Source organism: Tenacibaculum sp., assembly GCF_050290165.1.
GTDB lineage: Bacteria > Bacteroidota > Bacteroidia > Flavobacteriales > Flavobacteriaceae > Polaribacter.
Genome location: NZ_JBNKHD010000011.1, coordinates 291,983 through 315,538, shown reverse-complemented (window position 1 = coordinate 315,538; position 23,556 = coordinate 291,983). Strand labels below are relative to the sequence as shown.

Annotated in this window: 22 protein-coding genes and 1 tRNA gene; 6 read left to right on the top strand and 17 right to left on the bottom strand. The window is 31.0% G+C overall.

Going from position 1 to position 23,556, the window contains the following annotated elements:
* Nucleotides 1-24 precede the first annotated feature (24 nt).
* The 8 genes from ACQY6M_RS09305 to ACQY6M_RS09270 all read right to left on the bottom strand — a co-directional run bounded on the left by ACQY6M_RS09305 (nt 25) and on the right by ACQY6M_RS09270 (nt 9,562).
* The gene (locus tag ACQY6M_RS09305; protein ID WP_428740877.1) at nt 25-1,089 is read right to left on the bottom strand and encodes a restriction endonuclease subunit S; all 1,065 of its coding nucleotides are present in this window, start codon (nt 1,087-1,089) and stop codon (nt 25-27) included.
* A complete protein-coding gene (locus ACQY6M_RS09300) occupies nt 1,079-2,983 on the bottom strand; it encodes an HsdM family class I SAM-dependent methyltransferase (protein WP_428740876.1) in 1,905 nt (634 codons plus the stop codon). Before ACQY6M_RS09300 ends, ACQY6M_RS09305 begins: the two co-directional genes overlap by 11 nt.
* Nucleotides 2,984-3,939: 956 nt before the next feature.
* Entirely contained in the window at nt 3,940-5,148 is a 1,209-nt protein-coding gene (locus ACQY6M_RS09295) for a primase-helicase family protein (RefSeq protein ID WP_428740875.1), read from the bottom strand.
* A gap of 6 nt (nt 5,149-5,154) precedes the next feature.
* Complete coding sequence (locus ACQY6M_RS09290) at nt 5,155-5,475, bottom strand: hypothetical protein (protein WP_428740874.1); 321 nt, start codon at nt 5,473-5,475, stop codon at nt 5,155-5,157.
* Nucleotide 5,476: 1 nt separating this feature from the next.
* Nucleotides 5,477-5,770: a helix-turn-helix domain-containing protein gene (locus ACQY6M_RS09285; protein WP_428740873.1), complete on the bottom strand. Its 294-nt coding sequence runs from the start codon at nt 5,768-5,770 to the stop codon at nt 5,477-5,479.
* Between the two features lie 222 nt (nt 5,771-5,992).
* Nucleotides 5,993-6,907 carry a hypothetical protein gene (locus tag ACQY6M_RS09280; RefSeq protein WP_428740872.1) on the bottom strand — a complete coding sequence of 305 codons (915 nt, stop codon included), beginning with the start codon at nt 6,905-6,907 and terminating at the stop codon, nt 5,993-5,995.
* 11 nt (nt 6,908-6,918) lie between these two features.
* Nucleotides 6,919-8,163: a tyrosine-type recombinase/integrase gene (locus ACQY6M_RS09275; protein ID WP_428740871.1), complete on the bottom strand. Its 1,245-nt coding sequence runs from the start codon at nt 8,161-8,163 to the stop codon at nt 6,919-6,921.
* A gap of 262 nt (nt 8,164-8,425) precedes the next feature.
* The gene (locus ACQY6M_RS09270) at nt 8,426-9,562 is read right to left on the bottom strand and encodes a hypothetical protein (protein WP_428740870.1); all 1,137 of its coding nucleotides are present in this window, start codon (nt 9,560-9,562) and stop codon (nt 8,426-8,428) included.
* 309 nt (nt 9,563-9,871) lie between these two features.
* Here ACQY6M_RS09270 and ACQY6M_RS09265 point away from each other — a divergent pair, with 309 nt between their 5' ends.
* On the top strand, nt 9,872-10,438 hold the full coding sequence (locus ACQY6M_RS09265) for an RBBP9/YdeN family alpha/beta hydrolase (protein WP_428740869.1): 567 nt from the start codon (nt 9,872-9,874) through the stop codon (nt 10,436-10,438).
* 108 nt (nt 10,439-10,546) lie between these two features.
* Here the strand turns inward: ACQY6M_RS09265 and rpsU are convergent, their stop codons facing one another.
* Nucleotides 10,547-10,735: a 30S ribosomal protein S21 gene (rpsU, locus tag ACQY6M_RS09260; RefSeq protein ID WP_428740868.1), complete on the bottom strand. Its 189-nt coding sequence runs from the start codon at nt 10,733-10,735 to the stop codon at nt 10,547-10,549.
* Nucleotides 10,736-11,047: 312 nt separating this feature from the next.
* On the bottom strand, nt 11,048-12,124 hold the full coding sequence (gene prfA / locus ACQY6M_RS09255; RefSeq protein WP_428740867.1) for a peptide chain release factor 1: 1,077 nt from the start codon (nt 12,122-12,124) through the stop codon (nt 11,048-11,050).
* Nucleotides 12,125-12,200: 76 nt separating this feature from the next.
* Here prfA and ACQY6M_RS09250 point away from each other — a divergent pair, with 76 nt between their 5' ends.
* On the top strand, nt 12,201-12,635 hold the full coding sequence (locus ACQY6M_RS09250; RefSeq protein WP_428740866.1) for a hypothetical protein: 435 nt from the start codon (nt 12,201-12,203) through the stop codon (nt 12,633-12,635).
* A 40-nt stretch (nt 12,636-12,675) separates the two neighbouring features.
* Here ACQY6M_RS09250 and ACQY6M_RS09245 read toward each other — a convergent pair whose 3' ends face one another.
* From ACQY6M_RS09245 to ACQY6M_RS09225, 5 genes are all read right to left on the bottom strand, one after another.
* A complete protein-coding gene (locus tag ACQY6M_RS09245; protein WP_428740865.1) occupies nt 12,676-15,231 on the bottom strand; it encodes an adenosylcobalamin-dependent ribonucleoside-diphosphate reductase in 2,556 nt (851 codons plus the stop codon).
* A 175-nt stretch (nt 15,232-15,406) separates the two neighbouring features.
* On the bottom strand, nt 15,407-16,585 hold the full coding sequence (locus ACQY6M_RS09240; protein WP_428740864.1) for an AIR synthase related protein: 1,179 nt from the start codon (nt 16,583-16,585) through the stop codon (nt 15,407-15,409).
* Nucleotides 16,586-16,641: 56 nt separating this feature from the next.
* Nucleotides 16,642-17,127, bottom strand: a complete 486-nt coding sequence (locus tag ACQY6M_RS09235) for an N-acetyltransferase family protein (RefSeq protein ID WP_428740863.1) — start codon at nt 17,125-17,127, stop codon at nt 16,642-16,644.
* Nucleotides 17,128-17,129: 2 nt separating this feature from the next.
* Nucleotides 17,130-17,585 (bottom strand): GNAT family N-acetyltransferase, encoded by a 456-nt coding sequence (locus ACQY6M_RS09230; RefSeq protein WP_428740862.1) that lies wholly within the window; start codon nt 17,583-17,585, stop codon nt 17,130-17,132.
* An 11-nt stretch (nt 17,586-17,596) separates the two neighbouring features.
* The gene (locus ACQY6M_RS09225; protein ID WP_428740861.1) at nt 17,597-19,780 is read right to left on the bottom strand and encodes a glutamine synthetase III; all 2,184 of its coding nucleotides are present in this window, start codon (nt 19,778-19,780) and stop codon (nt 17,597-17,599) included.
* Between the two features lie 205 nt (nt 19,781-19,985).
* Between ACQY6M_RS09225 and ACQY6M_RS09220 the strand changes: the two genes are divergently transcribed.
* The gene (locus tag ACQY6M_RS09220; RefSeq protein WP_428740860.1) at nt 19,986-21,011 is read left to right on the top strand and encodes a glutamine synthetase beta-grasp domain-containing protein; all 1,026 of its coding nucleotides are present in this window, start codon (nt 19,986-19,988) and stop codon (nt 21,009-21,011) included.
* Between the two features lie 81 nt (nt 21,012-21,092).
* Here ACQY6M_RS09220 and ACQY6M_RS09215 read toward each other — a convergent pair whose 3' ends face one another.
* Nucleotides 21,093-22,034 (bottom strand): calcium/sodium antiporter, encoded by a 942-nt coding sequence (locus ACQY6M_RS09215; protein ID WP_428740859.1) that lies wholly within the window; start codon nt 22,032-22,034, stop codon nt 21,093-21,095.
* A gap of 596 nt (nt 22,035-22,630) precedes the next feature.
* On the opposite strand from ACQY6M_RS09215, the gene ACQY6M_RS09210 reads away from it, so the two are divergent.
* The 3 genes from ACQY6M_RS09210 (at nt 22,631) to ACQY6M_RS09200 (ending at nt 23,179) form a co-directional block, all read left to right on the top strand.
* Nucleotides 22,631-22,783 (top strand): SsrA-binding protein, encoded by a 153-nt coding sequence (locus tag ACQY6M_RS09210; RefSeq protein WP_428740858.1) that lies wholly within the window; start codon nt 22,631-22,633, stop codon nt 22,781-22,783.
* Between the two features lie 13 nt (nt 22,784-22,796).
* On the top strand, nt 22,797-23,030 hold the full coding sequence (locus ACQY6M_RS09205; protein WP_428740857.1) for a DUF2007 domain-containing protein: 234 nt from the start codon (nt 22,797-22,799) through the stop codon (nt 23,028-23,030).
* A 75-nt stretch (nt 23,031-23,105) separates the two neighbouring features.
* Nucleotides 23,106-23,179, top strand: a tRNA-Arg gene (locus ACQY6M_RS09200).
* Nucleotides 23,180-23,325: 146 nt separating this feature from the next.
* On the opposite strand, the gene ACQY6M_RS09195 is transcribed toward ACQY6M_RS09200, so the two are convergent.
* On the bottom strand, nt 23,326-23,526 hold the full coding sequence (locus ACQY6M_RS09195) for a hypothetical protein (RefSeq protein WP_428740856.1): 201 nt from the start codon (nt 23,524-23,526) through the stop codon (nt 23,326-23,328).
* Nucleotides 23,527-23,556: the final 30 nt, after the last annotated feature.

The window sequence follows — 23,556 nt, the reverse complement described above, 5'->3', positions numbered from 1 at the left end:
AACCTGCGTATTCTTAGTTTATTATCAATATTTTTTAAACTCTAAATACTCAATTATTTTTTTGTACTCTATGTTTTTCATGTAATTTTCCATAAACTCATAATCAGGTTCATTATTTTTATTGATTGGGAGCATTATTTTTTGTCTTTTCAATCTCGCTGTCCCCATTTTATAACCATAGCCATATTTTCCTTTCTGCTTGGTGATTTGTTGAGATATAAAAAGACCAACATATTTATTCATTTTTTTTAACCTCAATTTCCTACAGTCATTACCAAACAATGCCTTATAAGGATGGTAAAATGAATAGCCAACAGAACCATTTCTGTTTACTGATAAACAATTTGATTCTAGAGTTTTATTTTCATTACCTATAAAGTAACCTATCCCATTCTGATTAGCAGTAGCAGAAACATAAGGTGTATTTCCTTCAATTCGTTCTCTTGCGTAAATATCTTTTCCTGAAATTATTTCGGCTATTTCCTGTATAAAAAACTCGCCCCATTCTCTTTCTTCAATAGCTTCTGTTTTTGGTATGTTATTGAGTTCTTTTAAGCGATTTTTAATATATACTTGATATTTCTTTTGCTTCTCATTTTCTTTATGACGCACATATTGCTTCATAAATTCATAATCAGGTTCATTTTCTTTTGTTATTGGGACTAACAATTTACTCCTCCTAAGTCTTGTTAATGTAGCTCCATTACCACCCCAATTAAATTTTTCCATTTGCCTTTTTATCAATGGAATTAAAAATTGAGCAATATCTTTATTTAGCTTATCAAATTTTAAAATCTGAATATTTTGACCTGTATAAAATTGATTAGGTTGATAAAAAACCGTTTGAGTATCAAGTCCTATTGTAATTACATTTGATTCGTCCATTTTATATTTGTTAGACTGTCTACAAACAAACGAATCATAGGCATTATCCTTCTCAGAACGCGTTAAATAAGGAATACTACCTGCTTTGTTTATTAATTTATTTCTATCAATACCACTTGATGTCGATTCAATTTGAAAAAAATCTTCAAAAATAAATTCTTTCCATTCTCTTTTATCTAAATCCAGTGTCATATTATTCTTCATTTTTAAATAAATAAGAGCGTCCTTGAGCTACCATATTAAATTCAAAAGTTAGATAATCAGCAATGGTATTTTCAAAATCTTCTTCTTTTGGTATTTCATCATTAAAATAGTAGAAAGAATGTAACCATTCGTCTGTATCTTCAATGGTAGTTTTTACACAAAATTTGGTTTCAGCGTCAATCTTATTGAACCAAACATCTAATAAATGTTGTTTTTTATCAACTGCTTCAATTGTTTCAATTAACCCTCTATGTTTTTGAACTTCAAAACCATCATTTTCAAAATTGATAAATTTAACTTGTTTTTCCTTGTAATGAGGAACACCAGCTGTAAAGACAGCAATACAAGGATTTGTCCCTACTCCATAAAATGTATTTTTATTTAAAGTAATAACGCCTTCTAAAGTATGTTTTTTAAGAATATTAGCTTTAATTGTTTTCTCTTCTCTGGTTTTACCTACCATTGAAGATTGAGGTACAATTACAATTACCTTTCCATCTTCTACAATGGAATCAAGTAGATGTTCTGTAAAGTTGATTTCATATAAACTTGGGTTACTTTTACTTCCCATTGAATATGGTGGATTCATCATACCTACTGTACATCCTTTCTCTTGCAATTGAGCGGGATTAAATTTTAAAAAATTTTCTTGTTCAAGATTACTTTTTCCGTCTCCACGTAAAATCATATTAGTAGTTGAAATTGTAAACATATAAGGTTGCAATTCTAAACCATGAAGCTGATTTTTTCTTATGTTTCTTTTTTGTTGAGTATTATCAGTTTTCTGTACCATATCGTGCATTCCAGCAATAAGAAACCCACCAGTTCCACAACAAGGGTCTAAAATAGAATCGGTTGGTTTTAATTCTGCTAAATCACAAAACAATTCTGTGATATGCTTTGGTGTTAAAACAATTCCCAAAGATTGTCCGTCTCCACCAGAATAAGACATAAACTCTCCATAAAATCGCCCTAAATAATCTTCAGAAGATTGTATATACTTAATATTCTTATAAATATTTTCATATAAGAATTCTGTAAAATGTTTTAAAGGAGATTTTTTTAAATGCTCATTTATTACATTTATTGCTTTAGTGTCTTTAATTACCAAAAACTGACTTAGTAATTTATCTTTTTTTACCTCTGGTGAAACATTGGCTCTTTTTAAATTTTTTTCAATGGCTTCATAAATCTTCTCTCCATCTGAATAAATTTTATCTCCAACAAGGTCATCAATACTAAAACCTTTGTATTCCATTTCACGCAAAGCCAAAAGAATACCAGATACTATTAAAGGTTTATCTTTATCTTGAATACTTCCGTAATTTCTTAAATCTTCATGTAAACTTTTTGCGTCTTTAAGAATTTCTTCTGTTGTCTTTTCTTCAGGAGTTTTTTCTTTTAGAATATTTTTGGTATAATACTCGTTAATATTTTTTTCATTGAAAAGCGCAAATGTTTCTACGTCTTCTAATTCTTTATATTCACCTCTCTCATTTATATATAAAGGTGTTATTCTGTGTCTCTTTTCATTTCCAGAAACACCAAAAGCGATAATTTTTTTATACGATGTGTTTTTAGCTAGATGTTTACCATAATGTAATGCTCCATTAATAGCATAATCTTTTTTACTTTTAATTCTATTACAAATTAAATCTTTAGAATCGCGTTTAAGATGAAAAGAAACATCTGCTTTATCTTCAATAACCAAAAGAAAATCTTTTACAACTCCACAATATTCAGGAAACCCGACTTTTCCAGTATTTGATTTTGAAGCTGTTTTTAAAGCTTCATTTATTTCTTTCACATTACTTCCTTGTGGATCAAGTTTTATATTAGCCTCTTTAAGTAAGTCATTTACCCATAAATCCGTTACAACTTCTTTCTTAGCCATTATTTTTAATTCTTTTATCTATTAGTAATATTGAGTCTTACATAGTATAATATATAGCTTTCATAACTTAAGACTTCTTTTATTCTTCTGTAAACTTAATAAATATTGACTATTCAATAATAACTTTTCGTATTTAATTGCAACATCTAATCCATGTTACCTCATACTCTCTCTGCAGTTATTTTTTAGATAAGTTTTTCTGTATTTAGCTTATTTTTATTTTACGTTAATTATAAAATGCAACTCATTTTTATAATATATAACACCTCTTATTAGGCTATGATTTTAGTTCAAGGACATAATAACTTATTCTTATAAACACAAATAAACTATACTAAAGCTCAATAGTTTAAAAAAAGAATAAATTAAACAGTTTAACTTACATTCTTATAATTTAAAAGAAAATCATTATTTTTACACCATTAAGAGTTGTTTAAACCTTTGACAATTGGAGTCTTCTGGTAATTAAGCAACTCTTTTTATTTTTAAGTCAAATTCTTCACATGAGTTTTGCGTTTTTTATAAAACGCAATTAATTAAGAAGTGCAGTACAATAACCACAACACATTATAATTCAACACTTTTTATACCCTTAACTTTTTTTGCGTTAAAAACGCAAAAAAAACAAAAACGCAAAAAGTATTATGAGCTAATAAGAATACTACCTCTACACAGAGTGTTACCCATACCAAAGAAAAGTAATTGTAGTTTATAGTGATTGATTGGATGCCTTTTTATTCATTTTGCGTAAATAACGCAAACCGCAATAATTAACTTAATTAAGAAAGAAACTAATAATTAAATTTTTGTTGCTGTGTTGAACAATAACTACAACCCTATGTAAAAGAAGAGTTACAGGTTCAACAAAAAATCAACAGTTGGTCAACATGCGTTTTTTGCGTTTTGTGTTGACCAACTGTTGAACTCTTGTTCACCTCTGAATGTTGCTATTTTACTCACGAATGTATTACTTTGTCAACAGTCAACGAGCTATCTATAAAATCACTTTTTAAAAACTCATAGTATCTGCCTTTTTTTGTTTCAAAATCGACAATTGTTTTTTGTGAAGTATTAAGAGTCATAAAGTATTTCTTATAACTTCCATTAAAAGGTTCTAACTTATAATCATCTTTCAAGCTTTTTGAGATTTTTGACCGAGTAGTTCTTAATCCTTTACTTAACTTTTCAAATAAATCTGTTGCAGTGTAACGCAAAACATCAGTTTCAAACGCAATAAAGTCATCAATTATAATTTCTTTAATTTCCTGACTCAAATAGGTTTTGTTTCCTTTTACAACTTTATCTAAAGCTTGCGTATAAATCTGTTGTTTTGTAAACCACATTCTAGTTTTTCTTTCAGAAACTATTTTTCTTTTATTCAAGAAATACAAAAAATGAGGGATTTCATTTTTCAACTTCTTTAACATATCTACATCTTCAGTTTGAAAAGAGTTTACTTTAATTACCCAATAGCGAATTTCATTTTCATCTATTTGAATAAAATTTTCTTCATTATTAGAACACAATATAAACTTACCAAAGAAATTAGTTTCTACTTTGTCTTTTCCTTTAGATTCTATCTTATATGTACCCGCAGTAGAAAGGTTTTTAATCCGTTCACTATCTTCTCTTCTATCTAAAAGAACTTCATCTACAGAAATAATTAGTTTAGATGCCCAGTCGCTATTAAATCGACTTCTAAAATCCTCATTTTTATTAATAGTCATATTACCTTGAAATATAAGTTTCAGCCATTTTAAAAATGAAGTTTTTCCTGTGTTCCGAGAATTGCTAACCAAACATAGAATAGGTAAAATTTGCGTTGGAATTTGCCATAATATTGTAAGATAATCTAAACCTAACTCATATTGTTCTCCAAAAATATGTTTCAAAAACTCCTTTGTTTTATCAAACTTACCTTTCACTAAATTATATTCTAACTTTTCATATTGATTATAAAAAGAATTTATCTCTTGTTTATAATTTTGATGATTTGGTATAGTAATAAAGCCATCATACTTCTTGATTGATTGTAAAAAGTCTTTGCCTTTATCTGTTATTATTTCTCCTTTCGACCATTTAAGCAATGTTCTAGTTGCGTCTCCACTATAAAGCGGCACACTACAAATCTTGTAATAATCTGTACCAATTCTAACATAATCCATAACAACCTATAGTTTAAAGTTTAACACTACTCTATTAGGACTTACATCATGTTTCCAGTCAAAAAAGATATTTGCCCCTGTTAATGACTTATCTTTTTTAAAATTAGAATCAATTTCTTGTTCTAAAAGTTGCCATTTAAACCTCGGATTATTTGCTATCAAACCTTTAATTTTATCTATTTCATTAGTATAAAAATCTAAATGCTTGCTTAACAGAAAATCTGATACTCTGTTAATTTTTAATTTGTACATTTCTGACTGAAGATTATCAACTATAAGAATCAAGTTATTATTAAAGGATTCACTTTGCATATTAAAATCTTCCATACTATCTACGATATTTTAAAGATTTAACCTCCTTTAATGTGTTCTCCAAAGCTTCAAGATTTATAACAATCCTTCTACCTATTTTAGAAGCATCGATAACACCTTTTTTAATGTAGTTTCTTATTGTAAGCTCTGTAACGTTTAATCTTTTAGCAGCCTCTTTAACCGTTACATTTTCTTTTTTAGGATTTAGCTTACTATTGATTAAATCTTCTAATGGATTGATTCTTGTTGATACTGCTGTATCAATTAAACCTATAAGTTCTTCTGGTGTTGTTACTATTATGTTTTTCATAATATGTTTTTTTATTTTAATTAGTATTTAAAAACATATCATATTCAGTAATTACTAATATCCATGGATTGAATATTTATGTTTTATTACCGCAAAGATTAGTGGTTTAATTATAAAACTAAAAAAGTTGGAGAAAGCTTGGAGAAAGCTTGGAGTAAAACAAAACACTCATTAACAATAAATTAAACACATTTAAGATGTCGTTTTTTAGTAGTTTTTGGGTTAAGAAAATTTCGTTTTGAACATTTCATGACTTAGATATTCTGCAAAATTATTCAGTTTAAAAGCTTTACACTTTTCAATCAAAATTTTTAACCTATTCTTTTTTTCTCTATCAGACCCACCATAGTAAATATAGCCTTTATGATATTTTTCATAAACAGTATCTTTAATTTTTTCGAGCCTTTTTTCTGTAAACACCTCACAAGAAATTTTTAAAATTAGAGTTAATTCATAAACTGATAATTTATTTTCTTGTGTCCTTTCATGTTTGAACAAATAATGCATTAAAATAAATTTTTCCTCTTCGGTAAAAGGATTATCATGTTTTTCTTTATTTAATTTAGCATTCTTTGTTTCTGCTTTTTTATCAACTTCTTGTGAAGTAAAGTTTTCTTTATTTTCAAAAGTTTCTAAATGCTTTTCACTTATAGTCAATACATTTAAATCATCTTTAATATATTTTATATTAAAGAAGTCATTAACCTTTTCTTCATCTAATAAATAATAAAAAAGCTTTCTGTTTTCGTTTAAAAAGCTTCTATAACTTTTAAGAGTTAAGGTCTTTGAAAAACACTGAATGAAATGACTAAAATTTTTATACTGAGAACATTCTCCATTACTTAAAAAATATTGATATACATCTCTGTTTATTATATTTTCTACTCTATTAAATTTATAATCTTTAGTGTATATATAACCCAAGGATATACCAGTTAAAGATGATTCCTTCATACCTATTTTATCCTTTTCTTCAAGATCATTAATCCTTCTTTGAATTTCGCTGTTATACTTAGAATATAAATCATTTGCCATTTCAGGAGAACCGTAGTCTTTTTCAATTTTTTCTGTAATAACTTTTTTAAAAGCAGAAAGTTCTTCATTGTATAGCTTTATAAACTCTTTTCCGTAATCCATTATTTATTTTTTTAAAATTTTATATCAAAAGTTTCATTTACAGCATCTTTTACATCTTCATTTGAAACTTGGTAGTATTGGTTTAGTGTTTTCATATCATTATGTCCTGATATTTCAGCAATAAGCTTATCGCTTTTTCCGTTTCTTTTCATCATAGTAATAAAGGTTCTTCTAGCTGTATGAGAACTTATTCTCTTGTAAAAAGGCATTTCTTCTCGTATTACTTCTTTACCCCTAGTAGAAGTTTTCATAACATTATGAGTATAACCCGCTTCTTCAAAAACATCTTTTATATAATCATTGTATTTCTGATTAGCAATTATTGGCAAAGTATAATCATATTTATCTAAAACATGTAAGGCAATACTACTCAAAGGAATCTCTCTACTCTTTTTACCTGATCCTTTTTCTTCTTTAAGTAATAATGTTTTCCCGTCTATAATGTTTTTAGAAACAAACTTTAATTCACCAAACCTCATACCTGTAACACATGAAAAGATAAAAACATCCTTCACACGTTCTAATTTCTTAGAAGGCATCTCAGATTTTAACAAAATCTCTAAATCTTCTTTTCTAAGAGCTATCTGATTTGTAATAACTTTAGGCTTCTTCTTAAAACTTATAAAATCTGCTTTATAGGTATGACCGTTTTTCAAAGCCCAAAAAAGAAAAGTTTTAACCAACCCAACGTTTCTGGTAAATGTATTATTAATATGCCCTCTGTTTACCATACAAAAATCGGTAAACTCAGTATAAAATTTTTGGTTAATCGTGTCAAATGTGATTTTGTACTTTTTTGTTTTTTCAAAATCTTCTAGTAAAGCTTTGATATTATTATACCTTTTTATCGTTGCTTTAGACCATTCTTGATTTTTTTGCTTAAAAGACATGAACTCATCATAGGCTTCATAAAATTTATTTTTTCCAGCAGTAACTCTTTTAAATTCTTTATCAAACTCTTGTCTAATTTTCTCAACGGTTAACTCTTGATTTGTATTCTTATAAGTTTCGGTAATGAGCAAAAACAAATTAGAATACCTATCTAATTGTCTTTTTATAGTTCTATGGCTATCTGCTTGCGAAGTTCTTCCTGTTAAATTATTAGGCTGTCTATTTTTAAAATCCCATTCCTTTGGATGAATAGACTCACCTGTTGAGTAAACAAATCTTTTTCCTTCTTTTTTAAAATAGGCTTTTAAATAAATTAAGGTTAATCCATCTTTCTTTTTATCCTTAAGATTAAATGTACATGTCATAGCAAACGGGTGTCAATTTAGGTGTCAGTAAAGGTAGTATTTGATATATAATTTACCATAAAATAAATTATAAAAATTTTAAAAACCTAGTGTTTTCAGTAGATACAACAAGAGTTTAGCTATAACAAGACAAAAGAAGGTCTATTCTCGGCGTCTCCACAACTAAAAACCTTAATCATTTACGTATAAATGATTAAGGTTTTTAATTATCTAATAAACTATTAGACACTACAGTTTCTTATTTTTTTAAAAAATCAATAATCTACTGTTTGGTATAGTCTTTATATAATTTTAATGGAGTATCGTCAGTAATTCCCACTTCATTTATGTACACTTTATTGTTTATTTGTGGTGGATACACATAAGTATACAATCCACCCCATCCATCATTTTCGTAACAGAAGGTATTCCAATTTTCACTGTTAACTTCATTGGTCTGTAATAAAAAGGCACCAGTAACTTCATTTTGTATTTGCTTTTTGTGTCTTAACACTACCCCATCGTATTCATTAGGAATTCCTTTAAATCGAAGTAACACCTCATCCGCTATCTCCACCATTGTTAGTGTAAAAGTGTCTGTTGTATAACACTTCACGTTATCAGCAAGTAACGATATATCAGGAAGCTCTTCTTTTACTACTTCTGGCTTCGTATTTTTAAAAACCATTATTTCTGTTACCAAAGCTTCTGCTTCTTCCTTTCTTGGAGTATTTTCATCAAGAGAAAGATAATATTCAATTTCATGAAGTACATCATCAGCTAAAACTAATTTTCCCTCTCTATCGCTGCGTTGGTTATAGTTATCTAGCTTTTCCTGAATAGTGTTCCATACTTTTTCCGATTTTTCGTCTAACAGTTTATGCTCCCAAACTCCTTTTAATGATTGAATCATTAAGTTCTCTGGAAAAGATTTTAACGCTTGTTTTATATTAGCAATCACAGCATGAGCTGGTGCTTTTGTAGTATTGAAAAGTTCAACTAAAGCATCCGAAACACTTCCAATACCTATACCATATAAGTTATTATAATCTCTTATAATCAACAATTGTCCTTTTTTTAAGGCTGGAAATTCCAACTCATATACATGTGGTACTACCAGTGTTATTTTAGGCTCAATGCGTTTTGTATAGTCATGATTTACTACATCTAAATCTTGAGCAAAGAATGATGTGTGTTCGTAATACCAATCTGGTCGAAATACAACGATTTTAAATTCTTTATCTACTGGAGCATATTTTAGGCTTCCTAACTTATTAAAACCGAATTCCATTTTAATAGCATATGGTTCTATAGCATAAAAAAGACCATCTACCAAAACGTAATATCCATAAACAGATAATTCATTACTTGCTTGTGCCAATTGTGAAGCCTCATGTGGACTTGTTTGTGTTTGTTTCATAATGCAGTTTTTATTAAACAGATTTTGTAATGACAATAGTAGATATCTAAACCCTCAAAAATGCTCCATCCGAACGAATGGAACATTTTTAGCTAACTTTAAGAGATAAAAAATCAGTATATTTAGCACTATGTTTGATTTTAAACCTATACTTATATTGTTAACAGCTTTTGTTATTGCAATTAGCATAACTAATTTTTTAAAAAGAAAACGAGATAACTATTAACTCTTTTACCAATATTTTTGCAAAACAAAAGACACAACCAATTTGGTTGCATTTTTTATTTTATAACAAGACGGACATTAAAAATGAAAAAACATAAAATATATTTAATTCACGGATATACAGCTTCTCCAGACTCTAACTGGTTTCAAGATTTAAAAAACAATTTGGAAAATGAGTTTATTAACGTTTCAATCTTGAACATGCCTGATTCCCAAAATCCAAAGCTTAACGGCTGGATTAACCACATGGAAAATCACATAAAAGATATTGATGAGCATACTATTTTTATTGGTCATAGTTTAGGATGTGTGAGCATTTTAAACTTTTTAAACCAATTTAAAGCAACAAAAATTAAAGGATTATTTCTTATTTCTGGGTTTGTTGAATCTTCACCAATACCCGAGCTTATTGAATTTGTAAAACCAAAATTAAATTATAATCACTTAAAAGAAATAACCAAAACTAGAGTTGCAATATCTGCTATTGATGACGATATTATTCCTTTCGAATACTCTAAAATAATGGCAGAAAAGTTGGATGCTAAGTTTACTCTCCTCGAAGAAGGAAAACACTTTATAGACAGAGATAATTTTACTAAATTCCCTTTCCTTGTAAAAGAAATAACTGAGTGTATTAGAGAATTTGAATAAATAATATTGAAAATAAATTCAACTATTTAATCTTACTTTAATAGCTTATAACACATACAAAAACGCAACCAAATTGGTTGCGTTTCTGTATTCTATATAGTTAAATAACTATTCTTCTTTTAACAACTGCTCTTTATAAGCTGCTTTTTGAACTTGTGCTCTTTTGATTACTGATGGTTTTACATATTGTTTTCTATCTCTCAACTCTCGTAAAACTTTTACATCTCTAAACTTACGCTTATAGCGTTTTAAGGCTCTATCAATATTTTCACCTTCTTTTACAACTATTCTTAACATATGATAAGGTTTTAATTATTAAACATTTTAAACCATACAAATTACCACATACTCTACACTAAATGTAGCTTATGATTTTGTACGATATTATTTTAGATTAAAAATTCTATTGAAAATGCTTTATAAAGCAACTGAAGACTAAAAAACTGAAGTATGACAGATAAATAGTATAAAGACTCGTAGATTTTCTCCTGGAATGGGATAGAACATTAATACGCCCCAAAGGTATGCTTTATTTATCGGCTCTACAAGGATTGTGGACGCTAATTCTTTTTGATAAAAAAAGCGCTACCAAATTGGTAACGCTTTTTCTTAAATTGTTTCTCCTAATTCTTTTAGTTTAGAAGTATTTTCTGCGAGCATTAACTCATCTATAATTCTTTGAATATCTCCGTTTACAATATTTGATAAATCATATAACGTTAATCCAATTCTGTGATCTGTTACACGTCCTTGCGGATAGTTATACGTTCTAATTTTAGCAGAACGGTCTCCTGAGGTTACCATCGAACCACGTTTTGCTGCATCCTCTTCCTGCTTCTTCGCCAACTCCATATCGTATAAACGAGAACGCAATACCTTGAACGCTTTCTCCTTGTTTTTATGTTGCGATTTTTGATCTTGACATTGTGCCACTAATCCTGTAGGAATATGCGTTAAACGTACTGCTGAATAGGTAGTGTTTACCGACTGTCCTCCTGGTCCTGACGAACAGAAAAAGTCAATACGTACATCTTTTGGATTGATTTCTACATCAAACTCTTCTGCTTCTGGGAAGACCATACAGGTTGCTGCCGATGTATGTACACGTCCTTGAGTTTCCGTTTGTGGTACACGTTGTACACGGTGTACACCCGCTTCAAACTTTAAAGTTCCATACACATCTTCTCCAGTAACTTCAAATTGAATTTCTTTAAATCCACCATTGGTACCTTCAGAAAAATCTACTGTAGAAACTTTCCATCCTTTACTTTCGCAATACTTGGTATACATTCTAAATAAATCACCTGCAAAAATACTCGCTTCATCTCCACCAGTACCTGCACGTAACTCCACTACAGCATTTTTAGAATCTTCTGGATCTTTCGGAATTAGTAAAAACTTAATCTCTTCTTCCAATTCTGGAATTCGAGTTTTTGCATCTTCCATTTCCATTTTAGCCATTTCTACCATTTCCGCATCCGAACCGTCAGCAATAATTTCTTTGGCTTCCTCTATATTGTTTAATAAAGTTTCGTACTCGTTTGCTTTTTTTACAACCTTTCCTAAATCTTTATATTCCTTATTTAATTGCACATAACGTTTTTGATCAGAGATAACATCTGGCTGGATGATTAAATCTGACACCTCATCATAACGTTGCTTAACTATCTGTAATTTATCTAGCATAGTATCTTTTCTTGGGGTGCGAATTTACGATTTTTTATCGAATTTAATTCATTATCTTTAATCCTTTAAGTGTTTTATGATGCGATTTTTATTACTATTTATTACTGGATTCCTGCTTTCTTCTTGTCAAAATGCTACAGAAATAAAAAAACCTACATGGTTGTTCGGAAAATGGAAACGTATAAACAATCGACCTGACAAGTTTACGTATGAGTTTTGGAATGACGATTTTTCTGGAATTGGATTTACCTTAAAAGAAAAAGATACCGTATTTAAAGAAGTATTACATATCATTACCAAAAACGATTCGTTGTTTTTACAAGTTACTGGAGTGAATGAAAATCCTACATTATTCGCTTTTACACAGCAAACTGATACTTCTTTTACTGCAGAAAACAAACAAAATGAGTTTCCTAAAACTATACGGTACTGGAAAGAAAACAATCAACTGAAAGCTACAGTTGCCAATGATGAATTTTCGATTGATTTTGTGTTTAAAAAAACTAAATAATCCTCTGAAAAATCTGAGGATTTATAAGTAATACTGCTTTTTATCCGCATTTGGATGTTCCACAATCATTACACGTTAAACAGCCTTCTTGATAAATTAAATTATCTGATTTGCAATTTTCGCATGTTTGCCCTATAACTTTTGTGCCATCTTCCACATAATGTTTTAACGCTCTTACTACTCCATTCTTCCATGTGTTTATAGACTCACTATCTAACTGCAAACTCTGAATTAGTTTTACAATTTTATCAATAGGCATTCCATGACGTAAAGTTCCTGAAAACAGTTTTGCATAATTCCAATACTCTGGATTAAACTTATGTGACAATCCTTGAATTGTTGTTTTATAGCCACGTTTGTTTTCGTATTGAAAATCGTAACGAGAAGTTCCATCTTCATTTCTGTTTTTAATAATCACCCCCTTTTCAACCCAACGAGGCAACAAAATTCCATCTTCATCATCAGCTAAACCCGTAAAAATTTCATACGGTTTACCATCTACCAAACCTATAAAAGCAATCCATTTCTCTTTTTTATTTTGAAAACGAACGACATCTGCTTCTAAAATTTGCGGACGCTTTGTAGGGAATGGAGTTAGTGTATCACTTTGGTTATTCTCTTTCTTTTCGTCATTTGCTATCAATACCCCCGACCTAGAACCATCTCTATACACCGTAACTCCTTTACAACCTACCTCCCAAGCTTTTAAATACAACTCTCCTACCAACTCTTCGCTAACATCGTTCGGTAAATTAATAGTTACACTAATAGAGTGATCTACCCATTTTTGTACCGCTCCCTGCATCGTTACTTTACTTAACCAATCTACATCGTTAGAAGTCGCTTTGTAATACGGTGATTTTTTAACCAACACATCCAATTCTTGCTGTGAAAAGTTTTTAGTAGTATCTATTCCGTTTACCTCCATCCATTGTTTAAATCGGTGATGAAAAACCACGTATTCTTCCCAAGAATCTCCTACCTCATCTACAAAATCTACACGTACTCCTTTATCATTCGGATTCACTTTTTTTCTACGTTTGTACACAGGCATAAACACTGGTTCAATTCCAGAAGATGTTTGCGTCATTAAACTGGTAGTACCTGTAGGCGCAATCGTAAGTAATGCTATATTTCTGCGTCCATGTTCTAACATTTCATAATACAACTTACTATCAGCTTCTTTTAACCGTAAAATAAACGGATTGTTTTTTTCTCTTTCTGCATCAAATATTGAAAACGCCCCTCTTTCTTTAGCTAAATTTACTGATGCTCGGTATGTTTCTATTCCTAATGTTTTATGGACTTTTACCGAAAATTCATTTCCTTCTTTACTTCCATAACAAATTCCTAAAGCAGCCAACATATCTCCTTCCGCAGTGATTCCTATTCCTGTTCTTCTTCCTTCATAAGCTTTTTTCCTAATATTTAACCAAAGTGTTTTCTCTGTAGTTTTTACCTCATCTAACTCTGGATCAGCATCAATTTTCTCTAAAATTTTATCTATTTTTTCTAATTCCAAATCAATAATATCATCCATCATTCGCTGAGCAATGACAATATGCTTTTTAAACAGTTTAAAATTAAAAGCAGCCTTTTTGGTAAACGGGTTTTCTACATATGAAAACAAGTTAATTGCTAACAGACGACACGAATCATAAGGACATAATGGAATTTCTCCACAAGGATTGGTCGACACTGTTTTATATCCTAAATCAGCATAACAGTCAGGTACCGATTCATTAATTATTGTGTCCCAAAACAAAATTCCTGGTTCGGCAGATTGCCACGCATTATGTACTATTTTTTTCCACAATTTTTGTGCTTCAATAGTTTTTGAATACTTCGGGTTTTTACTAAAAACGGGGTATTTCTGCGTATATGTATCTCCTTTTTTCACTGCTTTCATAAAAGCATCGTCTATTCTTACTGAAACATTAGCTCCAGTTACTTTTCCCTGCTCTAATTTTGCATCAATAAAGTCTTCTGAATCTGGATGATTGATAGATACCGACAACATCAACGCTCCTCTGCGACCATCTTGCGCTACCTCACGTGTTGAATTCGAATATCGCTCCATAAACGGAACAATTCCTGTGGATGTTAATGCTGAATTTTTTACAGGTGAACCTTTGGGTCTTATATGCGACAAATCATGACCTACACCACCTCTTCTTTTCATCAGCTGTACTTGCTCCTGATCTATTTTCATAATACCTCCATACGAATCAGACTCTCCATCATTACCAATAACAAAACAATTTGAAAGTGATGCTATTTGGAATGGATTTCCGATTCCTGCCATCGGACTCCCTTGTGGTACAATGTATTTAAAGTTTTTAACAACCTCAAAAACGTCTTCTTCTGATAACGGATTCGCATATTTCTTTTCTATCCTTGCAATTTCTTTTGCAATTCTTCTATGCATATCATCTGGTGTACTTTCGTAAATATTCCCTTCAGAATCTTTTAATGCATATTTGTTTAACCAAACGCTTGCTGCTAAATCGTCGTTATTGAAATAGTGTAGTGCTGCTTGTAACGCTTCTGCTCTTGTTACTGTTTTTTGAGGTAGGTTTTGTATGACTGATTTCATAGTTTTTATTGAATTAATTATAGCTTGTTCGATTATAAAGTAATTCAATAAAAACAACTTAAAACATGATTTAAATCATAAAGTCAACCAAAAAAAAATGTAAAAAACTAAAAACTAGCTTTTTACATTTTCACCAACATAAAAATGTTGATATTTTATTTCTTTTTAAAAAAGTTTAATACTCAAAAGTTCCGTATTCACTATTGATTGTTAATCGCTTCTTTTCAGAAGCTTCAACTCTACCAATTACCTGTGCATTTACATTGAACGATTTTGAAATTGCAATGATATCTTCTGCTACTTCAGGAGACACGTATAACTCCATTCTGTGCCCACAGTTAAATACCTGATACATTTCTTTCCAATCCGTTTTTGATTGTTCTTGTATCAATTTGAACAATGGTGGAATTGGGAACATATTATCTTTTACAATATGTAAATCATCAACAAAATGTAAGATTTTTGTTTGTGCTCCACCTGAACAGTGAATCATTCCATGCACCTCTTTCGAAGAGAATTTTGATAAAACTTCTTTGATAATTGGCGCATAGGTTCTTGTTGGTGACAACACTAACTTACCAGCGTCAATTGGTGAATCTGCTACCTTATCTGTTAATTTGGTATTTCCTGAATACACTAAATCAGAAGGTACTGAAGCATCAAAACTTTCTGGATATTTTTCTGCTAAATAGTTGTGGAATACATCATGACGTGCAGAAGTTAATCCGTTACTTCCCATACCTCCATTGTATTCTTTTTCATACGTTGCTTGCCCGAAAGATTCTAAACCAACAATTACATCTCCAGCTTTGATATTTGCATTATCAATCACATCCGAACGCTTCATACGAGCAGTTACTGTAGAATCTACAATAATGGTACGTACTAAATCACCCACATCGGCAGTTTCACCACCAGTTGAATGAATCGTTACTCCAAATCCTTTCAATTCAGCAATCAACTCTTCTGTCCCATTGATAATAGCTGATAATACTTCTCCTGGAATATTGTTTTTGTTACGCCCTATTGTAGAAGATAATATGATATTATCAGTAGCTCCTACGCATAATAAATCATCAATATTCATGATTAAAGCATCTTGAGCGATCCCTTTCCATACCGAAATATCTCCTGTTTCTTTCCAGTACATGTAGGCTAAAGAGCTTTTCGTTCCTGCTCCATCTGCATGCATGATTAAACAATAATCTTCATCATTGGTTAAATAATCAGGAACAATTTTACAGAAAGCTTTTGGAAACAATCCTTTATCAATATTCTTGATAGCGTTGTGTACATCTTCTTTAGATGCCGATACTCCGCGTTGTGCGTAGCGTTTAGATACTTCGTTACTCATGTGTTGTGTTGTTGTTGCCGCGAAATTACTTTAAAAACAGTAAACTATCAAAGTAATTATTGTTTTTTACTTCGTCTTTCATACAAAACGGTATCTCTCCATACCCCATCTAACTGAGCTATTTTTTCTCGATATCCTATCTTTCGAAAACCGTATTTAACATGTAGCTTTTCGCTCCCTATATTCTCTGGAAACAAACTAGAATACAGCGTCCAAATACCGTTATTTTCAGAAGAATCTATCAATGCCTCCATTAACAGACTCCCAATTTTCTTTCCTATTGAATTGATTTTTACATATACACTAACTTCCGCTACTCCTCTATATTCAAACCTCTTGGAAACTGGAGCTATTGCACACCACCCAACAACCTTATCTTCTTCTACAGCAACAAATCGAGAATGTTGATGATGTGACGTATCCCATTCTTCCCATGTAGGAACTTCTGTTCTAAAAGTAGCATTTTTGGTCTGGATTCCTTCATTAAATATTGCTACTACTTCTTTCCATTGGTTTTGAGTAAGTTTAGCTATACTTATCATATTTAAAAGCTTATCAATTCTTTCTTAAAACAAACACTTGATGGCACGTCTTTGTATGGTTCATAATTAGGTATAATATTGTATCCATTTTTTTGATACAGATATACCGCTGGTTGCATTGTTTTACTCGTTTCTAAAACAACTGTATCAAACTGTTCTTCTTTTGCCCAACCTTCCAATTCTTTTAAGATTAGTGTTGCAATATGTTTTCCTCTGTACGTTGATTTAACATACATTCGTTTAATTTCAACTACCTTGTCTGCTATTCCTTTAAATGCTCCACAACCTACAGGTATTTTTCCTACATAACATACAATTACATACTGTAATGTATCTATCGTATTAAACTGCCTAAAAAAATCATCCTGATTACCATTAATTCCAGAGAGATATTTATCTAGTTCTTGTACTAAACCAACAAAATCCGCATCTCCTGAATTAGTTCTCTTAAAGTTCATTACATCACTCATTACCTCGTAAACAACAACTCTCTATACTTTGTTAAAGGCCATAGATTGTCATCTACCATTAACTCTAATTTATCGCAGTGGTAACGAATCTCATCAAAATAAGGTTTTACCTTATTACAATATGCATCTGCATTTTTTTGACCAACTAACTTGTTTGCCTTTTTACGCTCTTCAATCATTAATTCAACCTTAGAATTGATTTCAGCTATATGGCTAGATATCTTTTGAATTAAATCGATTTGCTCTTTGGCATATTTTTCAAAGTCTTTTCCAAAAATCTCTTTCAATCCTCTCACATTCTCTATCAATGTGTTTTGGTATTGAATCGCAGTTGGTATAATATGATTTCTTGCAATATCCCCTAATACTCTACTTTCAATTTGAATCTTCTTTGAATATTCTTCTAACTTAATTTCGTGACGAGCTTCCACTTCTACTTTATTCATCACTCCCATTTCTTCAAAAAGTGAAATCGCTTTTTTAGAAACTTTCGCTTTTAAAGCTTCTGGAGTTGTTTTATTATTAGACAAGCCTCTTTTCTTAGCTTCCTTCTCCCAAGCCTCTCCGTATCCATCTCCTTCAAATCGGATGTTTTTAGACGCTTTAATATACTCTCTTAAAACATTAAAAACGGCTTCATCCTTTTTAAGTTTCTTTGTATCAATTAATTTGTCAACCTCTTCTTTAAACTCAATAAGTTGTCTCGCTATTATAGTATTTAATACGGTCATTGGACCCGCGCAGTTAGCCCATGAGCCTACAGCACGTAATTCAAATTTATTTCCAGTAAAGGCAAAAGGCGAAGTTCTATTCCTATCTGTATTATCTAATAGGATTTCAGGAATCTTACCTACAATATTTAGCTTTAAATCAGTTTTCTCTTCTGGTGATAATTTCCCTTTTGTTACATTTTCTAACTCATCCAACACCTCAGATAATTGTGACCCTATAAATACTGAAATAATAGCAGGAGGTGCTTCATTAGCTCCTAAACGATGATCATTACTTGCACTGGCTATTGAGGCTCTAATTAACTCTTCGTAATCGTGAACAGCTTTGATAGTATTCACAAAAAAAGTTAAGAACTGTAAATTTTTCATTGGAGTTTTACCTGGACTTAACAAGTTAACTCCTGTATTGGTAGACAAACTCCAGTTATTGTGTTTTCCTGAACCATTAATTCCTTCAAAAGGTTTTTCATGGAATAGCACTTTAAATTTATGACGTTGCGATACTTTTTCCATCACATCCATTAATAATGAATTATGGTCTACCGCTAAATTTGCTTCTTCAAAAATTGGCGCTAGCTCAAACTGATTTGGCGCTACCTCATTGTGTCGCGTTTTAACTGGCACCCCTAACAACATACATTCACGTTCCAAATCACGCATAAAGTTCATTACTCTTGTTGGTATTGACCCAAAATAATGATCATCTAATTGTTGTCCTTTAGCAGGCGAATGCCCTATTAAAGTTCTTCCTGTCATCATAATATCAGGACGAGCATTGGCTAAAGCCGTATCAATCAAAAAATATTCTTGCTCCCAACCTAAAGTTGCATTTACTTTACTTACATTCTTGTCAAAATACTTACACACAGCTGTCGCTGCCGTATCTACAGCTTGCAACGCTCTTAATAATGGCGCTTTATTATCTAATGCTTCACCCGTATATGCCACAAAAACTGTAGGAATACATAAAGTCGTTCCATATATAAAAGCTGGTGAGGTAGGATCCCAAGCTGTATACCCACGTGCTTCAAAAGTATTTCGTATTCCTCCATGTGGAAAACTAGAGGCATCCGGTTCTTGTTGTACTAATTGTCCTCCGTCAAACTTTTCCATAGCTCTACTTCCTTCAACCGTTTCAAAAAAAGCATCATGTTTTTCTGCGGTAGCACCTGTTAAAGGTTGAAACCAGTGTGTATAATGAGTTGCTCCTTTAGACAAGGCCCAATCTTTCATACTTACCGCTATCTGATCTGCTATCTTCCTATCTATCTTAGTTCCAAACTCAACAGCATCCATAACACTTTGATATGCTTCCTTGGTCATATATTGACGCATCGCCTGCTCGTTAAATACGTTTTTACCAAACAATTCCGAGCGACGTTCATTTTCTTCAATTAATATTGGTTTTCTATGTAAAACCTCTTGTAATGCATTGAATCTTAAAACTGACATATATAATAAAGTATAAAATTAGACTTCTCAAAAATACAAAAACTATTTTAAAACAAATATACCCCCTAAAAAATAGGGGTTAAATTAATTTAATGTTAACTTTTACAAAATAAGCCCCTTAAAATTTTGAGTTAACGTAAAAAAAACTCATTTTTGTACCGTAATTATTTCCATAACAACACAAAACAAAAACAAATTACAAATCATGACAAGATCTAAACTAGAGTACATTTGGTTAGACGGTTACTATCCAACTCAAAACATGAGAAGCAAAACTAAAGTTGTTGAAGACTTTAGCGGTAAATTAGAAGATTGTCCAATATGGTCTTTTGATGGTTCTTCTACTAAGCAAGCTGAAGGAGGTAGTTCAGATTGTTTATTAAAACCTGTAGCTATCTATCCAGATCCTGCACGCGAAAATGGTTTTTTAATCATGACAGAAGTTTTAAATCCTGATGGAACTCCACACCCAACAAACGCTCGTGCTAAAATTGATGATGATGATAACGATTTCTGGTTTGGTTTTGAGCAAGAGTACTTCATTATGGACACTCACACACAACTTCCTTTAGGTTTCCCTATTGGTGGTTATCCAGGTCCTCAAGGTATGTACTACTGTTCTGTTGGTGGTAAAAACACACACGGTAGAGATTTTGTTGAAGAGCATGCTGACTTATGTATTGCTGCTGGATTAACTTTCGAAGGAATTAATCAAGAAGTAGCTAGTGGACAATGGGAATTCCAATTATTTGCTAAAGGAGCTAAAAAAGCTGGTGATGAAATTTGGGTTGCTCGTTACTTACTAGACAGATTAACTGAAAAATATGGTTACTACATTGAGTACCACCCAAAACCTATTAAAGGTGACTGGAACGGTTCTGGAATGCACGCTAACTTCTCTAATACTTTATTAAGAACTTGTGGAAGTAAAGAAGTTTACGAAAAAGTTTGTGAAGCTTTCCGCCCAGTAACTAAAGAACATATTAATGTTTACGGTGAATACAATGATCAACGTTTAACAGGTTTACACGAAACTGCATCTATTAACGATTTTAGTTATGGTGTTTCTGATCGTGGAGCTTCTATCCGTATTCCAATTATTACTGTTGAAAAAGGATGGAAAGGTTGGTTAGAAGACAGAAGACCTGCTTCTAATGCTGATCCATACAAAGTAGCTGGAAGAATTGTTGAAACTGTAAAAAGCGCTAAAGTTGAAGCTACAGTAGCTTAATAATTTATAAAACTATTTAATCCCTAATAAAAAAACCGTCAGTTGACGGTTTTTTTATTTCTTTATATATATAAATCTTTTTTAAGACACGGTTAAGTAGACAAAAATGACGTAGCTAATTATTAGCAATATACCATCTCTCCATCCTAAACGCAATCCTTTTGGTATAAACACTAAAGGTAAAATTGCAAACGAAATTCCCAGCATCCAATAAATATCATTATTTATCAAACTCAACGCATCAGACTTTACCTCAACAGGAGTAATAATTGCCGTAAGCCCTAAAACAGCCAAAATATTAAACACATTAGACCCTATTAAATTCCCCAAAGAAATTGCCTTTTCTTTCTTTAACACCGCTATTACTGAAGCTGCCAGTTCCGGAATACTTGTCCCTACCGACACTACCGTTACCCCTATCACTGCATCACTCACTCCTAAGTTTCTAGCCAAAGAGACCGATCCATTAATCAACAATTCTGAACCTCCCCATAAACCAAGTCCACCAACTACCAAAAACAATGCTATTTTATACAACGGTAACTCTTCGTCATCCTCAGGCATTTCGTCAACAACAGCTTGTTTTTGAAAACGCAAAAGGTAAATTAAAAACACAATGAGCATTCCAAAAAGTATCACCCCTTCATAAGTTTGTATCGTTCTATCATTCACAATGAAAAAATACAACATCACTGAAGCTATCATCATTACAGGCCAATCCGTTTTATAAAAACTCCTCTCCACATAAATAGGAGATAAAATAACAGTTATCGCCAGCACCAAAGCCAAATTTGCAATATTAGACCCTATCACATTTCCTACTGCCAATCCTGTTGCTCCATCCAACGCTGATTTAATACTAACAATTAATTCTGGAGCTGAAGTAGCAAAAGACACTATCGTCATACCTATAACTATCTTAGGAATATTAAGCTTTAGTGACATAGCTACTGCCGCTTTTAACAACCAATTGCCCCCTAAAACCAGAAAGACTAATCCTATAACGATATATACAATATTCATGAATTATTTTTTTTGCGAAGATAGGGTTTTTACCCTCTAAAAAACTCTTCTAATTGATGCGCTTCTGAAACTCAAAAAATAGAAGATTATTTTTTACTAAAAAATCAAACTACCCATTTTTCAATTTTTAAAAAATAACAATCCCTTTACTTTTTTAAAACACTAAAAAAACACCCTTTATTTAATTACACTTTAAAACATTATATAATATTTAAACTTATAATTTAAAACATAATTCAAGACTACAAAATTTCATATTAAAACAAAAAATGTTTTTTAAGCTTCATTTCTATATTCAGTTAAATTAATTCTTATTTAAAAATTTGACTAGCATATTTCCTTTCTCATATCTTCATAAAACAATTCTAGAATTCATCAAAAATTACAAACCAAAAACATTAAAACTAATGATTGTATTCTTATTAAATCTTGTTACCATAATTTTAAAAATTGCCATCTTTTTAACAGAACATATTTTTTAAATTACACATATCAATTAACGAAAGCTTAAATCACTAATTTCAAACTAAGTATTTTATCCCCCACTTATTATAACAAATTATTTTTCGTTATTTTTGATATAGAATCAACGACTAATGAAAAAAAGTATTTTTAAGCTTTTAGCCAAGCTAAACAAGACGTTATTACCCTCTTTTACCAAAAAAGAGCTGGATATCACCAAAGCTTCAAAATTTCAACTAGCTATTATTGGATGGAGAGCTTTTGTTACTATAAATTCTTTGGATTAAAAACTTACGCATTATGAACAAGCACGTCAAAGTCTTTTCTGGAAGCTCAATTACTGCAAATCGATTGGGACAACTCTTAAATCTGATTGAAGTTCCTTTTTTAATAAAAGATAACAAAGAAGCAGGACGAGTAGCAGGTTTCGCAACACTTGGTGACTCTGTAGACATATTTATCTATGAATCAGACGTTAAAAAAGCCGAAGAAACTATTCACAATTTTAAAGTAGAAATAAACGAGGAGGAATAATTTTAAAAGTGCGAAAAAAAATATTTTTTTTGCTTTACAATTTAAAAAACATTCTTATATTTGCACCCGCAAAACGGCCTCGTAGCATAACTGAATAGTGCACTTGATTACGGCTCAAGAGGTTGCAGGTTTGAATCCTGCCGAGGTCACAAAAAACCAGTAATTCGATAATTGAATTACTGGTTTTTGCTTTTTTAGAATCTTGTCAATCTAACAAAATACATCTATACTTTTCTCTTCATAGATAGATTAAGTAAATAGATAGATTAAGTAATAAGTAAATAATCTAGTTCTATCAAACCTCATCAGAAAGCACTTCTATATCAAATCCGTAGCTTTTTACCAATTTAATAACTGGATTAGGATCAACTATTTCATCTACAATTTCAACACGAAGAATCTTATCACAATCTTCTAAATCAAAATTAATTATATAACCAGGAAACTCCTTCTGAAATTTATCCAGAAGGAATGTTGTTTCTTCAACGGTTTGCACAGATGTACTAAATACTTCTACCATTAATCT

Bases quoted from the DNA above. Each gene is read 5' to 3' on its own strand.
- ACQY6M_RS09250 (WP_428740866.1), top strand. From the start codon at position 12,201: ATGATGCGATTTTTATTACTATTTATTACTGGATTCCTGCTTTCTTCT.
- rpsU (WP_428740868.1), bottom strand. From the start codon at position 10,735: ATGTTAAGAATAGTTGTAAAAGAAGGTGAAAATATTGATAGAGCCTTA.
- ACQY6M_RS09270 (WP_428740870.1), bottom strand. From the start codon at position 9,562: ATGAAACAAACACAAACAAGTCCACATGAGGCTTCACAATTGGCACAA.
- ACQY6M_RS09295 (WP_428740875.1), bottom strand. From the start codon at position 5,148: ATGGATTATGTTAGAATTGGTACAGATTATTACAAGATTTGTAGTGTG.
- ACQY6M_RS09225 (WP_428740861.1), bottom strand. From the start codon at position 19,780: ATGTCAGTTTTAAGATTCAATGCATTACAAGAGGTTTTACATAGAAAA.
- ACQY6M_RS09215 (WP_428740859.1), bottom strand. From the start codon at position 22,034: ATGAATATTGTATATATCGTTATAGGATTAGTCTTTCTGGTTTTAGGG.
- ACQY6M_RS09220 (WP_428740860.1), top strand. From the start codon at position 19,986: ATGACAAGATCTAAACTAGAGTACATTTGGTTAGACGGTTACTATCCA.
- ACQY6M_RS09205 (WP_428740857.1), top strand. From the start codon at position 22,797: ATGAACAAGCACGTCAAAGTCTTTTCTGGAAGCTCAATTACTGCAAAT.
- ACQY6M_RS09210 (WP_428740858.1), top strand. From the start codon at position 22,631: ATGAAAAAAAGTATTTTTAAGCTTTTAGCCAAGCTAAACAAGACGTTA.
- ACQY6M_RS09290 (WP_428740874.1), bottom strand. From the start codon at position 5,475: ATGGAAGATTTTAATATGCAAAGTGAATCCTTTAATAATAACTTGATT.
- ACQY6M_RS09230 (WP_428740862.1), bottom strand. From the start codon at position 17,585: ATGAACTTTAAGAGAACTAATTCAGGAGATGCGGATTTTGTTGGTTTA.
- ACQY6M_RS09240 (WP_428740864.1), bottom strand. From the start codon at position 16,585: ATGAGTAACGAAGTATCTAAACGCTACGCACAACGCGGAGTATCGGCA.
- prfA (WP_428740867.1), bottom strand. From the start codon at position 12,124: ATGCTAGATAAATTACAGATAGTTAAGCAACGTTATGATGAGGTGTCA.
- ACQY6M_RS09235 (WP_428740863.1), bottom strand. From the start codon at position 17,127: ATGATAAGTATAGCTAAACTTACTCAAAACCAATGGAAAGAAGTAGTA.
- ACQY6M_RS09275 (WP_428740871.1), bottom strand. From the start codon at position 8,163: ATGACATGTACATTTAATCTTAAGGATAAAAAGAAAGATGGATTAACC.
- ACQY6M_RS09245 (WP_428740865.1), bottom strand. From the start codon at position 15,231: ATGAAATCAGTCATACAAAACCTACCTCAAAAAACAGTAACAAGAGCA.
- ACQY6M_RS09305 (WP_428740877.1), bottom strand. From the start codon at position 1,089: ATGAAGAATAATATGACACTGGATTTAGATAAAAGAGAATGGAAAGAA.
- ACQY6M_RS09265 (WP_428740869.1), top strand. From the start codon at position 9,872: ATGAAAAAACATAAAATATATTTAATTCACGGATATACAGCTTCTCCA.
- ACQY6M_RS09280 (WP_428740872.1), bottom strand. From the start codon at position 6,907: ATGGATTACGGAAAAGAGTTTATAAAGCTATACAATGAAGAACTTTCT.
- ACQY6M_RS09300 (WP_428740876.1), bottom strand. From the start codon at position 2,983: ATGGCTAAGAAAGAAGTTGTAACGGATTTATGGGTAAATGACTTACTT.
- ACQY6M_RS09285 (WP_428740873.1), bottom strand. From the start codon at position 5,770: ATGAAAAACATAATAGTAACAACACCAGAAGAACTTATAGGTTTAATT.